A 15,444-nucleotide genomic window follows, 5' to 3' on the forward strand; every position below is an offset into this window, starting at 1 on the left:
TTTACTTGCTGCCCAATTTCTTTCTATCAAATCCAGGGTCATAGGACCTAGCTTCAATAGCAGCAGAGATATCGTCTGCCATTTTGAGCATTCGCACAATAACAGGGACTGCAATTGCAATGACACTCTTATCGCGACCCCTTGCTTTCTGTGCCTCTCGTACTTCTCCTGTAATTGACGCCAGAACAGGGATAAACCGCAAGGCAAGCGATAGAGCCAAGCTCACTTTTCCAGGATTGATGCCAAGATAGTACAACCACCAAAGCCCTTTTTCCAATGCATCGATCATATCAGAAGAGCGCGTAGTGAGAGTAACAAGCGAGGCCAGCAACAAAAGAGAGACAAGACGAACCACCACAAGTACACCTGCGGTCCAGTGGTGTAGAAACAATTGGACTATAAAAATAAGTGCGAGTATCCATAGTGCCGACCGTAATTGCATCCAAGCAGTTTTTAATGAGATTTTGGCTAACAAGTATAAAAGTACGATGCCTGTCAATGCCGCAACAGAAAGATCAATACGCGGAACAACGAAAAGCAATGTTCCCAAAATAAGCAAAGAAATAATTTTGAGCCCAGGGCTAACTCGATGCACAAATGATGAACCAGGATTATATCCAGACAGGCTCATAACATCATCCTTACGTATTCAGGAATAGCAATAGAGGGTCTGTCATCAACAACGACACGACCATTATCAAAAACCAGAACACGATCAAATCCCGCCAAAAAATCAAGGTCATGAGAAACTACAATCACAGTTTGAGATAAGTTATCGATTGCTTCGGCAACACGACGTTTGTTTCGTAAATCCAGCAAGGTTGTAGGCTCATCGAAAATGATGTAATCGGGCTCCATCACCAGAACACCAGAAATCGCAAGGAGTTGTTTCTGACCACCACTTAAAAGATGGGCAGGATGCTCCCTAAATTGAAGTAAATCATATCGAGAAAGCACCTCCTGCGTTCTTTGCCGAATCGTATCCTTGGAAAAACCGAGATTTTTCATTCCAAAGGCCAAATCTTCTTCAACGACTGGAAAAACGATCTGATTGTCAGGATTCTGAAATACAAAACCAACCTTACGCCGGATCGCTTTACCTTCCGTTCTGGTGTTCAAACCATCCACCAAAACATCACCACTTTTCGGTACCAATAATCCATTAAGAAGACGTGCGAATGTACTTTTGCCACAACCGTTGCTGCCTATGATGGCAATTCGTTTTTCCTTTAGCTGCAAATTTAATTCTTTCAATATCACACGCTCACCATAGGCGTGCGTTACATTTCGTATTTCCAACATAGATGATTATCTCTTAACATTGCGGCCAGCAACTTAACACTGATCCCACTTAGCACTGTGTCTGCCTGCAAAATCCGTAAGAAAAATTCAATCAATGCACTGATTTCAGCGTTATCAATCAGTTCCAACTTGCTGATATTACGAGCTCTCACTTTACCCTTGCCGAATTTAATCAGTACATTTTACACAGTCAGAATCTTCAACATTTACCTTAGGTTATAGCCTTTCTTTGATCTCTTCTCTAACAAAACCGGCAGCAGTATCTGACATTAGAAATAATTTCAGCTTAGTTTCTCAGTCTTATCTCTTATATAGCAACAGATAAACAAAAGGCATAAGATAATGACTCTTGGCAATTAGCCACATTGTTAGCAATTACCAAAATAGAATTCACCTTTATTATTCTGGTTCTTCATTTTTCAGCGACTTTCATATGCTCACTATATTTAAGCATATCGATAAAACTATCCACTAACGACTCCGCTTCTTTCTGAATATCAAAACTATCTGGTGCAAATAACCAATTTTCCAACAAGCCCGTTATCAATCCTCTTAACATGATAGCCGCTCGCCGCAGATGAAGATTATAAGGAAGCTGGCCTGATGCAATACAACCAGAAAGAGACTCTTCAATACGAACATAGTCTGCAACACACAGTTCCTGACGAACTTCCACCAAGGCAGACATTTCACCAACAAACTCACATTTGTGGAAAAAAATCTCCATTAATAGCCGGTTTTTCGGATCATCAACGACCGACGTCAGGATATGGATGATTAAAGTTCTTAAAATCAGGAGTGGATTATTAGGATATTTTGCTTGATACTCTTTTTCTAATTCGTCAATCTTAGAATCTGTTATTCTACAGGCTTCGGAAAACAGGTCTACTTTGTTTTTAAAATGCCAGTAAATTGCCCCACGGGTTACCCCAGCCGTTGTGGCAATATCTGTCAGTGAAGTAGCAGAGACACCGCGCTCAGAAAACTCTTTTATAGCTGCGTCTATAATCTGTTGCCGGGTCTCTTTAGCCTGTTGTTTAGTTTTTCGTGCCATACACTCTAATTTTAACCTAAAATGGATTTACATACATTCACGTATGTTTGTATTATAGCATGCTGTTATTAATGGAGTAATGGTTTTACGGATTGAAGGGTCAACATCTAAAAATATTGAGGTTTACTTATGCGAATAAACAGGGGAGTTTTGCCTCTGGCTACAGTACTGGTACTCTCAGGCAGCTTAGCTCTTTCAGGATGTAACGACAAAGACTCTCAGCAGGTTGCTGGGAACCAACAGGCTCCTGAAGTCGGTATCGTGACGCTGAAAACTGAACCTCTGACGGTCACGACGGAACTTCCAGGCCGAACATCAGCCTTCCGCATTGCAGAAGTTCGTCCACAAGTAAGTGGTATAATTCTGAAACGAAATTATAAAGAAGGTAGCGATGTAAAAGCAGGCACTTCTTTATATCAGATAGATCCAGCAACTTACCAGGCTGACTATGACAGTGCTAAAGCTGATTTGGTAAAAGCTCAGGCTAATGCAGAGATCGCACGCTTGACAGTGAATCGATACAAGTCACTGTTAGGTACAAACTATGTTAGTCAACAGGAATTTGATAAAGCCAGTGCCGACTATGCGCAGGCAAATGCTATAGTACAGGCGGCAAAAGCGGCCGTAGAGACCACCCGTATCAATTTGGCATATACCAAAGTTACAGCACCGATTAGTGGTCGTTCCGGCAAATCTACTATAACTGAAGGTGCTCTGGTTTCTGTTGGTCAACCAACAGCACTGACAACGGTTCAACAGCTGGATCCAATTTATGTGGATGTCACTCAGTCAAGTGATGACTATCTGCGTCTTAAAAATGAAATCGCTAAAGGTGCCGTGCAGAAAGGGGACAGTAAGGCTAAAGTTCACCTGATCATGGAAAATGGTAAAAATTACAGTGAAACAGGCTACTTGGAATTCTCTGATATTACTGTAGATGAAACAACGGGCTCTATCACTATCCGTGCAATATTCCCTAACCCGAATGAAGAGCTACTTCCAGGCATGTTTGTTCGTGCAAAACTGGAAGAAGGTATTCGCCAGGATTCAATACTGGTTCCTCAGCAAGGGGTTACCCGTACACCTCGTGGTGAAGCTACTGTCATGGTGGTTGGTGCAGATGAAAAAGTCGCACCGCGCGTTATCACTGCCAACCAAGCTATTGGTGATAAATGGCTAGTAGCTTCCGGTCTGAAAGCAGGTGATCGGGTCATCGTTACTGGTTTGCAAAAAATTAAACCCGGCATACCGGTTAAAGCAGAAGAAGTGAACTTAAATGCAAAATCTGCTGCGAACCAAGCTGAACCTGCGAAAAAGTCTTAATTTAGGAGTCATAGGAGTCAGTGATTCATGCCTAAATTTTTTATAGATCGGCCAATCTTTGCATGGGTAATCGCAATTATCACCATGCTGGCTGGGCTGTTGGCAATTATGAAATTACCCGTAGCGCAATACCCTACTATTGCACCACCGGCGATTTCTATCTCTGCAACTTACCCCGGCGCAGACGCCACTACTGTGCAAAACACAGTGACTCAGGTTATCGAACAGAACATGAATGGTATCGATAACCTAGTTTATATGTCTTCCGACAGTGATTCTGCTGGAAACATGAACATCACACTAACCTTTGAGGCCGGTACTGATCCCGATATTGCACAGGTACAGGTACAAAACAAGCTGCAACTCGCTATGCCTCTGTTACCACAAGAAGTGCAACAGCAAGGTATACGTGTAGATAAGTCCACGACCTCTTTTTTGATGGTTGCCGGATTCATCTCTGAAGATGGCTCTATGTCACAGGACGATATCTCTGACTATGTTGGTGCAACCGTCAAAGACCCTCTGAGCCGTGTAACTGGTGTGGGTGATACAATGCTTTTTGGTAACCAGTATGCCATGCGCATCTGGTTAAATCCTGACAAGCTCGTTAATTACAAAATGACGACTCTGGATATAATAAATGCAATCAAAGCACAAAATAACCAAATAGCCGCTGGTCAATTAGGGGGAACCCCTCCCGTTCCAGGTCAACGCTTGAATGCCTCGATCATTGCTCAAACACGTCTAACCTCACCGGAAGAGTTCAGCAATATTCTTCTGCGCGTCAATACTGACGGCTCTCAGGTCCGTCTGAAAGATGTAGCAAAGGTGGAACTAGGTGCAGAAAGCTATAACATCATTGCCCGCTATAATGGAAAACCTGCTGCGGGTATCGGTGTCAAACTAGCGACAGGCGCTAACGCTCTGGATACATCCAAAGCAGTAAAAGAAGCGCTAAAAAATATGGAACCTTTCTTCCCTCACGGGCTGAAAATCGTCTATCCATATGACACCACACCATTCGTTAAAATCTCTATAAACGAAGTGGTAAAAACACTGGTTGAAGCCATCATGCTGGTGTTCGTGGTAATGTACCTATTTCTCCAAAATTTCCGTGCAACACTCATTCCAACCATTGCGGTTCCAGTCGTGCTCTTAGGAACATTTGCAATACTCGCTACATTTGGCTATTCAATAAATACATTAACCATGTTTGCCATGGTTCTCGCCATTGGCTTATTGGTAGATGATGCCATTGTTGTTGTAGAAAACGTTGAACGTGTTATGCAGGAAGAAGGTCTATCACCGAAAGAAGCAACCAGGAAATCAATGGGGCAAATCCAAAGCGCCCTAGTTGGTATTGCAATGGTGCTGTCTGCTGTATTTATCCCAATGGCCTTCTTCGGTGGTTCAACCGGTGCAATTTATCGTCAATTCTCGATCACTATCGTATCTGCAATGGTATTGTCTGTGCTGGTAGCATTAATCCTAACACCAGCTCTATGTGCCACTATGTTGAAACCCATTGCCAAAGGTAGCCATGGTAAGCAGACCGGCATCTTTGGCTGGTTCAACCGAGTATTTGACAAAAGTACCCACCACTATACTGACAGCATTGGTCGCATTCTACGCAATACAGGCCGTTACCTGGTAATTTATGTATTCCTGGTGGCGGGTATGGCCATCATGTTCACACGTTTACCATCCTCTTTTCTTCCTGAAGAAGATCAGGGAGTATTGCTGACAATGGTTCAATTACCTGCGGGGGCAACACAGGAACAAACAGAAAAAGTTCTAGATAAAATAAGCGATTACTTCAATACAGAAGAAAAAGATCGTGTGGTTTCTGTATTTACCGTCAGTGGCTTTGGTTTTAGTGGGCAAGGGCAAAACACAGGGTTGGGATTTATAAGCCTGAAAGACTGGAGTGAACGTCCTGGTGCTGAAAACAAAGTACCTGCTATTGTTGCCAGAGCTAGTGCCCACTTCCAGAAAATCAAAGAAGGTATGGTTTTTGCGTTTAACATCCCGGCAATTGTAGAGTTAGGTTCAGCGACCGGTTTTGATTTTGAATTAATTGATAAAGCAAACCTTGGACATGACAAACTGACAGAAGCCCGTAACCAATTACTTGGCATGATACAACAGCATCCAGATATGTTAGTAGGCGTTCGTCCTAATGGTCAGGAAGATACCCCTCAATATCGGCTCAGGATCGATCAAGAAAAAGCTGAAGCTCTCGGTGTTTCCATAGCTGATATTAACTCAACACTCAGCACAATGTTTGGTAGTAACTATGTGAACGACTTTATCGATCGCGGTCGTGTCAAAAAAGTTTACGTTCAATCGGAAGCACCTTATCGTATGTTGCCAAGTGATATCTACAAACTGTATGTCCGTAATAAACAGGGTGAAATGGTTCCATTCTCTGCCTTTACAGATACGTCCAAAGAACCCTGGACCTACGGTTCGCCACGTCTGGAACGTTACAACGGTTTACCATCAATGGAAATTCTGGGTGAAGCAGCTCCGGGTAAAAGTACTGGTGATGCAATGGCCCTGATGGAAGAATTGGCATCTAAGCTACCAAATGGAATCGGCTTCGACTGGACAGGTATGTCCTATCAGGAACGCCTATCTGGTAATCAAGCCCCAGCTCTATATGCATTATCATTGATAGTGGTATTCCTCTGTCTGGCTGCACTATATGAAAGCTGGTCAATTCCATTCTCAGTTATGCTAGTAGTACCATTAGGTATCGTTGGAGCCTTGTTAGCAACAACATTCCGCGGTTTGGATAACGATGTTTACTTTAAAGTTGGCTTGTTGACCACTATCGGTTTGTCAGCTAAGAACGCGATACTTATCGTTGAATTCGCCAAGGACCTGATGGAAAAAGAGGGCAAGGGGTTGATAGAAGCTACCCTAGATGCGGTAAGAATGCGTCTTCGCCCAATCCTAATGACATCACTAGCATTTATGCTGGGTGTTATCCCCCTAGTACTGAGTAATGGTGCAGGATCCGGCTCTCAAAACGCAGTGGGTACTGGGGTATTAGGCGGAATGATTGCAGCAACCTCGCTAGCAATCTTTTTCGTACCGGTATTCTTTGTGGTTATAAAACGACGTTTCAGTAAGAAAGCGGAGGAGATTGAACCCGCGTCAGAATCTCACTAAATGCTACCAACAATAACCAGAAGGCCGTCAAATCGGCCTTCTTAAATATAATAGTTGCTTCCATCTGACAAGATTCTGATCATTAATCTATCCGCTTAATATTTAAGTAATTTTGTTTAAATTTAATTATAATTACCACTTATGAGTATAAAATAGCTTTAAAAATCCAAGCATTAGTGACTTTAATAAAATTAATATGAAAGTCGTCGAACAAAAATTACTTTATCTTTTTTTACACTAAATGACAAAAAACAATACCAGCACATAGTGACTTATGTAATAATGATGTTATATTCATTGATTATTGTAGCCATCAGGCTATAATCTGCCGTTACTGGTATCTGAGGGTAATACTGTTTTATATAAGCCTGCATATTAACTCACACATACTAGCCGATATTTATAGTTTATTGAGTTAAGGTATGAATTTTTGTTAAGAGCTGATTCTGATTTACTAGGAAGCGAATCAGAGCCATCTGTAAAAAAGATAAATAATCCCAAAGAACGATTATAGATACATAATAATAATCTCTCGAAAAAAATTTTATAATACATGTATATGCTTAGTGTTTAACTCAAAAAATTAAGTAATGGCATATACAGGAAGATCAACATAGCATGGATGAAGATTCACTCAAGATGACATAATATTGATGAATTAGAATGCTTATGTGAAAATCCAAGGCAAGAAGCACTTCTAGTGCAGAGTACACAGAGATGAGACTGGTTGTAGAAATAGCTTTTACATGTCAGGATAATTTAAAGCTAAACAAATAGATTGAATACATATCAACTTTCGTTTAGTACTTTAAAATAAAATATTCTGATGATTTCAACCTTCTCACTTGAATTGATAAATGTATTGATAATACATATACTTATACTTTGCTTGGAAACAAATTAAGATTAGCGTTTCTAAACTTATGGAATGGTAAAAAAACTAATGAACGCTTAACCAGCGTCCTGTTACAGGATTTAAATTGCTCCTTGAGCAAAACTTGATTGAATATTTCCCTCAATAATTTTTTATATATGTTAAATAAGAAAGGCGATTATGACTAAAACTGATTATCTGATGCGTTTAAGAAAATGCACCACGATTGATACACTGGAACGTGTGATTGAAAAGAACAAATACGAACTTTCAGGAGATGAACTTGAACTATTCTACTCTGCTGCGGATCACCGCCTAGCTGAGCTGACCATGAATAAACTGTATGATAGAATTCCACCTTCAGTATGGAAATATGTTCGCTAAAATAGTCTTTATCAGATAGAGAGTGATCCGAGCCGGTAAAGTGCTATCGGCTTATTAGGTTACCAATGAAATTGGCGAGGGCTCTGCCAGCGACATCCCGGCACACACATCCCCTGCTATGGCTGCTTCCTTCCGGACCTGACCAAGTTAACAAGTTAGCGTTGCGGGAGAACCAACAGAGCCCCCATTGTGACGTGTTGCTTTAACTTCAAAGCGGCGCCATTATCATTCATACCTACTTAAATAGCAAGACAAGCAGGCCCGAATGCTGATTTATTGCACATTGCAAATTAATACAATAAGGAAATGTATTATCTAACGGCTTTCAACGTAATTTCGACATCTTTAGTCTTCCCATTATTAATCACTTCATATGCTGTATCTGTAACAAACATCAAGCGGCTATGCAACGAAACAGAAGCTCTGACAACAATGCGTGCATTCGGCTTAATTTTGTTTGTCTGATAAGGCAAAACAAAATGGAAAGGTGATTGTTTCCCACCTAAACGCTCTACCTTCTGAGACAGAGTAACAGAAGGTGCATCAGCCAAAGATACATCAGATAAGGCCACCGTCAGGACAGCATCTGCTGGCAATGCGATACGCTGTAGTATATTAATATTGCCTTCAACAAAAGACCGTTTCATTGGATTTTCAATCTTTTCCACCTGGGTATCCACCACCTCAGCACCTTTGGCATTACACCCGACCAAAGCAACCGCTAGTAATACGCCAGCGGGGAGCTGCCATAATTTCATACACATTCCTCCATTATTAACTAATCTATATAAATATTAAAATAAATTGAAATATCAAATCATAAAATCTAAATCATTTGAATTATAGATTAAAAATTTGAACATAAAACACCAATAAATCTCATATTCTTTATTGCACTACTGTCAGGACTTAAAACATTTACAATTTAGTTATTTATTAATCATCTATTAATGAGACAATAATCATCCCTTGTACTCTCGATAACCTAATAGAAAACAAAGGCGTATTATGAGCAAGTCATTACAGAATCTGATAAATTTGATGAAATTGGAAAAAATTGAGGAAGGTATTTACCGAGGGCAAAGCGAAGATCTCGGTTTTCCTCAGGTTTTCGGAGGACAAGTGATTGGTCAGGCACTGTATGCTGCCAAACAAACCGTTGTCGATGACCGAATGGGCAACTCTTTCCATAGCTATTTCTTACGTCCCGGTGACAGTCACAAACCTATCGTCTATGACGTTGAGATTTTACGTGATGGAGGAAGTTTTAGTGCCCGGCGAGTTAGTGCAATTCAGAATGGTAAGCCTATCTTTTATATGACTGCCTCATTTCAAAGTCACGAAGAAAGTTTTGAACACCAAAATATAATGCCGGATGTACCCTACCCAGAAGAACTTATCCCTCAGGATGAAATCGTGAAAAAAATGTCGCATCTACTGCCACAGAAGATGCAGAATACTCTTCTTTTTCCCTGCCCGTTAGAAATGAGACCCGTAAAATATCACAGTCCATTTAATTGTCCACCAGAAGAACCTATACGCTATGTTTGGTTCCGCAGTAACGGCAATATGCCTGATAATCCTTTTATTCATCAATATCTACTTGGCTATGCCTCCGATTTTAATTTTCTACCAACAGCATTACAGCCACATGGTGTCGGGTTTCTTGAGAAAAATATTCAGATAGCAACAATTGACCATTCTATGTGGTTCCACCGCCCGTTTAAACTAGACAACTGGCTGCTATATGCTATAGATAGTCCGTCAGTTTCTGGTGCCCGTGGTTTTGTTCGGGGACAGATTTATAATCGTGAAGGGATACTTGTTGCTTCCACTGTACAGGAAGGTCTGATTAGGAAACGCAATAGATAAATGAATAAGGCAGCAAACTAAGAAACCAGCATTACATTTTATGGTCTTATCGCTGCCCTTTTATATTACAACTTAATTATAAGCACTCTCTCCGTGAGAATTAATATCCAACCCTTCCCTTTCAATTTCAACCGTAACTCGCAACCCTACCAACAGATCTGCTATTTTAAAAGCAATAAAGGCAACAACGACTGACCAAATCACACAAACCAGTATACTAAAAGCCTGAATACCAACTTGTTCCAACATGGTTATACCCTCTGCATGGCCGGTTCCTCCCAAAGATTTAGCCGTAAAAACCCCTGTTAGGAGGCAACCCACGATCCCACATACGCCGTGTATACCGAATACATCACACACATCGTCAACACGTAACCACCGTTTTAAGGCCACCACCCCCCAAAGTCCGGTAAAACCCGCGATCAGACCAATGATTAATGCACCACCAATACCAACCATTCCCGCCGCAGGTGTAATACCAACCAGACCAGCAATACAGCCTGAACATGCCCCTAAAAGAGACGGTTTATTACGGAAAAGCCATTCTGCAAAAACCCATGACAGAATAGCGGCAGCAGTCGCCACAATGGTATTTAAAAATGCCAGAGCAGCTATCTCATTAGCAGCATTAGCAGAACCAGCATTAAAACCAAACCAACCAATATAGAGCACAGCAGTACCAGTGAAGACCATCGGCAAGTTATGTGGTTTAAATGCTTCTTTCCCAAAACCAGTACGTTTTCCCAGTAAGTAAGCACCAACCAATCCAGCTACGGCAGCATTAATATGGACAACCGTACCACCAGCAAAATCCAATGCTCCATCCTGTGAAAGCACACCACCACCCCAAACCATGTGTGCCATAGGCAGGTAAGAAAATGTCAACCACAGCACACTAAAAATTAACAAAGCTGGAAAACGAATACGCTCTCCTAACGCACCAATAATCAAAGCAACTGTGATACAAGCGAAAGAGCCCTGAAATGCCACATGAATTAGCTGATAAAAATTGCCACTTAAGTCAGTGAATGCCAAATTCTTTAGCATCATTTGACTAAAACCACCGAAAAAACCATTCCCTGGTTCAAAAGCCAAGCTGTAACCGTAAATCACCCACAATACACAGACTAAAGCAAAGCTCACCATGACCTGAGCCATTAACGATAAAACGTTTTTACTCCGTAGCAATCCACCATAAAACAGAGCAATTCCCGGAATGGTCATAAACAGAACAAGAACTGTACAAATCATCATAAAAGCATTATCAGCTTTATCAGCCGCACCTTCCGCTGCCTGAGATAATGATGGTACACAACCGGCCACAACACCGGCAGCCACTGAGAATTGCCTTTTCATATCTATCTTCTCTATCAGTTAGTTACAGTGCCGCATCGTTAGTTTCTCCTGTTCTAATACGAATAGCCTGTTGCAATTCGATGACAAAGATTTTACCGTCGCCAACTTTTCCAGTGAAAGCTGATTGCTGAATAGCATGAATTACCCCCTCAACCAATTCATCCGCTACAGCAATATCTATCTTTATTTTAGGTAAAAAATTGACACTATATTCAGCTCCACGATAAAGCTCCGCATGTCCTTTCTGACGCCCAAATCCTTTTACCTCTGTTATAGTCAACCCCTGAACACCAAGACCAGAGAGAACTTCCCGAATATCCTCCAATTTGAATGGCTTTATAATTGTCGTAATGAGCTTCATATATCCCCCTTCCATCCGGCTATTATGTTTTCAATAAGGAAATAGCAAGGGGTGTGCCAGAAACTAAAAACATATAAAAATCAAATAATAATAAAGAGAGTAAAAATTATGGAGAATAAGAAGGGAGGAGAGCAGCAAATATACTCTCCATTGAGTGCACCGAATCAGTGCAAACTTGATTAAATTAGCATCTCTTTCTCAGAGATTATGCTACATTCATTTAATGTCTCACCGACTTGTTGCAACTGATACATCTGATAGTAACGTCCACGACTCGCAAATAATTGTTGATGGTATCCCTGTTCAACAACTGCACCACGATGCAGCACCAGAATAGCATTAGCCTCCACAATGGTAGACAGACGATGAGCAATCACGATCAATGTTGTTTGTTGACGAATCAATCTCAAAGCCTGTTGTACCGCCTGTTCCGTACCGGAATCAATATTTGCAGTCGCTTCATCAAGGATCAAAATTTGTGGCGTTTGCACTAACACTCTCGCCATAGCAAGCAATTGTTTTTGACCGGCTGACAACGTATTACCCTGCTCTCCCAAGATAGTATGAAGTCCATCAGGCAATGTACGTACTAACTCAGCTAATTGAACAGTTTCCAGTACTTGCCAAACCTTCTCTTCTGAAATATTCCGACCAAGCGTAATATTGTCAAAGAAAGAGTCCGCAAGAACAACCGGGTCCTGCTGAACTATTGCCACACCATTGCGTAATACCGAATGAGACAGGGATGATACAGGCCGGCCATCAAGATAAATTTCCCCTTTCTGCCATGGGTAATACCCCATCAGCAAATTTGCCAGCGTACTTTTACCACTGCCGGTATGACCAACCAAAGCAACAAAACCATGAGCCGGAACCTGTAAATTAATATCTTGCAAAACTATTTTTCCATGTCGGTAGGAAAAACTGACATTTTCTATATCAATTCGACCACTGGACAGTGGCTGACTATCCATGCCATAGCCTTGTTGAGGGCTATCCATTAATTCAAATATTCTCTCGCCAGAAACGACAGCTTGTTGCAAAATCGATTGCTGAGATGTCAGCTCAATAAGAGGTTCATTCAACCGCCCCAAATAATTAATAAAAGCATACAATACCCCAATACCAATCACCCCTGGCCCACTAATTCCAAACAACACGATAAGACCGCACAATGCCATAGCAGATAGAAAACTCAGTAATGGGCGTAACAAAAGCCCATCTAATCTCAACGCTTGCATTCTCGCCTGATAATGAGCCCGATTGGTTAACAACATACGTTCACCAAAACGCGCCTGCTGCCGGAACTGCTGAACAACACTCATTCCATTAATGACTTCGTTAAACTCATCATTAATATCAGCCAAATAACTGCGTACCCGGCGGACAATTGGTGTACTAAAATGCTGATATATTGCCATAACAATCAATACGACAGGAAAAATAAGAATTGCAATCAATGCCATGCGCCATTCCAACACAAACATGGCAATCAGCATCGCACTAATCAATGCCATGCTGCGAAATACCGCAGGAACTACATTAACATAAAGATCTTTAATGACTTCGGTGTCATTCGTTACACGCGAAATCAACTGCCCTACCGGTTGATTATCAAAAGCACTCAGAGGCTGGCGCAATGCTGCATTCATCACATCAGTACGAAGCTGCTGAACCACATCGACTGACACTTGATTGAACAATAAAGCCTGAAAATAGTGTAACGCAGCCGTAATCAATTGCAGAACAATAAAGGTTATAGCTAGCCCGATAACCACTCTAGTAGGCATATTACCCGTTGCAACCATATTATCGATAAAGTAACTAATAAGAACCGGACCACTGACTTCCGCAATTGCAGCCCCCCATAACATGAGTACAGCCAACCCCAACGGCTTACGATAATTTTTTCCATAAACCAGCAGACGCTTCAGAGACGGCCACAATTGACGAACTTTAGTCATCTTTATCTCCTTCTGCTGTTTCCTCGTCATCCAATTCTGCTTCAAGTTGCTGATAATAATACATATCACGATACCATCCCGGCTGCTCTGCCAGTTCCGGATGCCGTCCCTGATGTATAATAGAACCTTGCTGCATCACTAGGATATTATCCGCATCAGTTAATGCAGACAGGCGGTGGGCACTAATAATAACCGTCCGTTGTTGCCTCCACTGACTGAGGTTTTGTAGGATATTGTATTCGGTTTGCCCATCAACCGCAGATAAAGCGTCATCCAGAATCAGAATCTCGGCATCTAAAAGTAATGCTCTCGCAATGGAAATACGCTGCTTCTGCCCACCAGAAAGCATTACCCCACGCTCGCCTACTTCTGTCTGATACCCATCAGGCAAACGAAGAATATCTTCATGGACATTGGCAAGGCGGGCAACTTCTTCAATCTGTTCCTGCGTTGCATCAGGACATCCCAAAGCGATATTCCTGGCAACAGTATCTGAAAATAAAAAGGGAATTTGATTGACAACAGCAAATCGTGCTCGCCATTCATCTAACCTGATATCCGCAATTTTGAGCGACTGGAAAAGAATTTCTCCACCAGTCACATCAAACTGTCTCTGTATCAGCGCAAGTAGTGTGCTCTTACCTGAACCTGTCGGACCACAGATCCCTAATAACTGTCCAGGTAATAACTGGAAATTAATTTGACTGAGAACAATTTTGTTACTTTGCGGATAATTAAACGCTTTGATATTCACATCCAAAATACCGCGCTCAGGCAATAAATGGCCAATACCGTCCTTAATGACCGGAGGCTCCTGCAACAAGCTACGGATACGACTATAAGCGGCACTTCCCCGTTCAACGATATTAAACATCCATGCCAGCGCCAACATTGGCCAAATCATCAAGCCAAGGTACATCACAAAACTAGTGAGCTCACCAAGTGTTAAAACACCATTCAACACCATCCAACTACCACCACCGATAGCCAGTAAATTTGACATACCGATAGCAATAAAAATTGTCGGATCAAATCGAGCATCCACCCTAGCAACATACATATTCTTACGACCGGCTTCCACTGCAACTTGTTCAAACTGATTTGATTGCAGATCTTCAAGGCCAAACGCCTTAATCATACGAATACTGGTCAGACTTTCTTGAGCCTGGTTATTCAGAGCAGAAAATGCGCCTTGTGCAGATTTGAAGCGACGATGAAGTTGATCACCATATCGTTTAATAATGATGGCCATAATCGGCATAGGTAACAGAGACAGTAAAGTTAATTGCCAACTAATTTGTATGCTCATCATAATTAGCACTGCACAGCCCATAACTAGCGAATCAACTAACGTAAGTACACCTTCACCCGCAGCAAACACCACACGATCCACATCATTAGTAGCACGAGCCATTAAATCCCCTGTGCGGTGACGCAAATAAAATTCAGGGTTTTGTCGGCTAAGTTGCTGGTAAAAATTATTCCGTAATTTAACTGCTAATTGATATGACGCCCCAAACAACCATAAACGCCATATATAACGCAAGATATAGACAATCAATGCGATAACCAGCATAACACCAATCCACACCATTAATTGGTAAAATGACATAGATGCAGTACTGATCCCATCAACGATTACACCCACCAGATATGGAGGAATTAGTAGTAGAATAGAGATAATAATAAGCAGAGTCACAGCCCCAAGATAGCGACGCCACTCGCTACGGAAGTACCAACTTAATTGAGAAAACAATCTCACACGTGTATATCCCGA

General features: G+C 41.6%; 13 protein-coding genes and 1 other RNA gene. 4 read left to right on the plus strand and 10 right to left on the minus strand.

Going from position 1 to position 15,444, the window contains the following annotated elements; translation table 11 throughout:
- Position 1: 1 nt before the first annotated feature.
- The 4 genes from D3222_RS04605 to acrR form a co-directional block, all read right to left on the minus strand.
- The gene (locus D3222_RS04605) at positions 2 to 631 is read right to left on the minus strand and encodes an energy-coupling factor transporter transmembrane component T family protein (protein ID WP_118985089.1); all 630 of its coding nucleotides are present in this window, start codon (positions 629 to 631) and stop codon (positions 2 to 4) included.
- Complete coding sequence (locus D3222_RS04610) at positions 628 to 1,302, minus strand: energy-coupling factor ABC transporter ATP-binding protein (protein WP_118985090.1); 675 nt, start codon at positions 1,300 to 1,302, stop codon at positions 628 to 630. The genes D3222_RS04605 and D3222_RS04610 overlap by 4 nt, the downstream gene beginning before the upstream one ends.
- A complete protein-coding gene (locus D3222_RS24960) occupies positions 1,281 to 1,454 on the minus strand; it encodes a hypothetical protein (RefSeq protein ID WP_157975288.1) in 174 nt (57 codons plus the stop codon). Before D3222_RS24960 ends, D3222_RS04610 begins: the two co-directional genes overlap by 22 nt.
- Positions 1,455 to 1,714: 260 nt before the next feature.
- A complete protein-coding gene (gene acrR / locus D3222_RS04615) occupies positions 1,715 to 2,356 on the minus strand; it encodes a multidrug efflux transporter transcriptional repressor AcrR (RefSeq protein WP_118985091.1) in 642 nt (213 codons plus the stop codon).
- Between the two features lie 129 nt (positions 2,357 to 2,485).
- On the opposite strand from acrR, the gene D3222_RS04620 reads away from it, so the two are divergent.
- The 3 genes from D3222_RS04620 to D3222_RS04630 all read left to right on the plus strand — a co-directional run bounded on the left by D3222_RS04620 (position 2,486) and on the right by D3222_RS04630 (position 8,114).
- Positions 2,486 to 3,679: an efflux RND transporter periplasmic adaptor subunit gene (locus D3222_RS04620; protein WP_118985092.1), complete on the plus strand. Its 1,194-nt coding sequence runs from the start codon at positions 2,486 to 2,488 to the stop codon at positions 3,677 to 3,679.
- Between the two features lie 27 nt (positions 3,680 to 3,706).
- Positions 3,707 to 6,856 carry an efflux RND transporter permease subunit gene (locus tag D3222_RS04625; RefSeq protein WP_118985093.1) on the plus strand — a complete coding sequence of 1,050 codons (3,150 nt, stop codon included), beginning with the start codon at positions 3,707 to 3,709 and terminating at the stop codon, positions 6,854 to 6,856.
- Between the two features lie 1,054 nt (positions 6,857 to 7,910).
- Positions 7,911 to 8,114 carry an HHA domain-containing protein gene (locus D3222_RS04630; RefSeq protein ID WP_011147992.1) on the plus strand — a complete coding sequence of 68 codons (204 nt, stop codon included), beginning with the start codon at positions 7,911 to 7,913 and terminating at the stop codon, positions 8,112 to 8,114.
- Positions 8,115 to 8,195: 81 nt separating this feature from the next.
- Here the strand turns inward: D3222_RS04630 and ffs are convergent.
- An RNA gene (gene ffs / locus D3222_RS04635) (signal recognition particle sRNA small type) lies at positions 8,196 to 8,292 on the minus strand.
- A gap of 133 nt (positions 8,293 to 8,425) precedes the next feature.
- Positions 8,426 to 8,872 (minus strand): YbaY family lipoprotein, encoded by a 447-nt coding sequence (locus D3222_RS04640; RefSeq protein WP_118985094.1) that lies wholly within the window; start codon positions 8,870 to 8,872, stop codon positions 8,426 to 8,428.
- 250 nt (positions 8,873 to 9,122) lie between these two features.
- Between D3222_RS04640 and tesB the strand changes: the two genes are divergently transcribed.
- Positions 9,123 to 9,986 (plus strand): acyl-CoA thioesterase II, encoded by an 864-nt coding sequence (gene tesB / locus D3222_RS04645; RefSeq protein WP_118985095.1) that lies wholly within the window; start codon positions 9,123 to 9,125, stop codon positions 9,984 to 9,986.
- Positions 9,987 to 10,058: 72 nt separating this feature from the next.
- Here tesB and amtB read toward each other — a convergent pair whose 3' ends face one another.
- From amtB to D3222_RS04665, 4 genes are all read right to left on the minus strand, one after another.
- Positions 10,059 to 11,342 (minus strand): ammonium transporter AmtB, encoded by a 1,284-nt coding sequence (gene amtB / locus D3222_RS04650; RefSeq protein WP_118985096.1) that lies wholly within the window; start codon positions 11,340 to 11,342, stop codon positions 10,059 to 10,061.
- A 22-nt stretch (positions 11,343 to 11,364) separates the two neighbouring features.
- Positions 11,365 to 11,703 (minus strand): P-II family nitrogen regulator, encoded by a 339-nt coding sequence (gene glnK, locus D3222_RS04655; protein ID WP_113024568.1) that lies wholly within the window; start codon positions 11,701 to 11,703, stop codon positions 11,365 to 11,367.
- A gap of 179 nt (positions 11,704 to 11,882) precedes the next feature.
- Positions 11,883 to 13,667, minus strand: coding sequence for a SmdB family multidrug efflux ABC transporter permease/ATP-binding protein (locus D3222_RS04660; protein ID WP_118985097.1), 1,785 nt, complete (start codon positions 13,665 to 13,667; stop codon positions 11,883 to 11,885).
- Positions 13,660 to 15,429: a SmdA family multidrug ABC transporter permease/ATP-binding protein gene (locus tag D3222_RS04665; protein WP_118985098.1), complete on the minus strand. Its 1,770-nt coding sequence runs from the start codon at positions 15,427 to 15,429 to the stop codon at positions 13,660 to 13,662. The genes D3222_RS04660 and D3222_RS04665 overlap by 8 nt, the downstream gene beginning before the upstream one ends.
- Positions 15,430 to 15,444 lie beyond the last annotated feature (15 nt).

This window comes from Photorhabdus sp. CRCIA-P01 (genome assembly GCF_003545805.1).
In the GTDB taxonomy this organism is placed as follows: domain Bacteria; phylum Pseudomonadota; class Gammaproteobacteria; order Enterobacterales; family Enterobacteriaceae; genus Photorhabdus; species Photorhabdus antumapuensis.

Excerpts from the sequence above, each read along its gene's own strand:
- D3222_RS04605 (WP_118985089.1), bottom strand. The coding sequence starts at position 631 with ATGAGCCTGTCTGGATATAATCCTGGTTCATCATTTGTGCATCGAGTT.
- D3222_RS04610 (WP_118985090.1), bottom strand. The coding sequence starts at position 1,302 with ATGTTGGAAATACGAAATGTAACGCACGCCTATGGTGAGCGTGTGATA.
- acrR (WP_118985091.1), bottom strand. The coding sequence starts at position 2,356 with ATGGCACGAAAAACTAAACAACAGGCTAAAGAGACCCGGCAACAGATT.
- D3222_RS04620 (WP_118985092.1), top strand. The coding sequence starts at position 2,486 with ATGCGAATAAACAGGGGAGTTTTGCCTCTGGCTACAGTACTGGTACTC.
- D3222_RS04625 (WP_118985093.1), top strand. The coding sequence starts at position 3,707 with ATGCCTAAATTTTTTATAGATCGGCCAATCTTTGCATGGGTAATCGCA.
- D3222_RS04630 (WP_011147992.1), top strand. The coding sequence starts at position 7,911 with ATGACTAAAACTGATTATCTGATGCGTTTAAGAAAATGCACCACGATT.
- D3222_RS04640 (WP_118985094.1), bottom strand. The coding sequence starts at position 8,872 with ATGAAATTATGGCAGCTCCCCGCTGGCGTATTACTAGCGGTTGCTTTG.
- tesB (WP_118985095.1), top strand. The coding sequence starts at position 9,123 with ATGAGCAAGTCATTACAGAATCTGATAAATTTGATGAAATTGGAAAAA.
- amtB (WP_118985096.1), bottom strand. The coding sequence starts at position 11,342 with ATGAAAAGGCAATTCTCAGTGGCTGCCGGTGTTGTGGCCGGTTGTGTA.
- glnK (WP_113024568.1), bottom strand. The coding sequence starts at position 11,703 with ATGAAGCTCATTACGACAATTATAAAGCCATTCAAATTGGAGGATATT.
- D3222_RS04660 (WP_118985097.1), bottom strand. The coding sequence starts at position 13,667 with ATGACTAAAGTTCGTCAATTGTGGCCGTCTCTGAAGCGTCTGCTGGTT.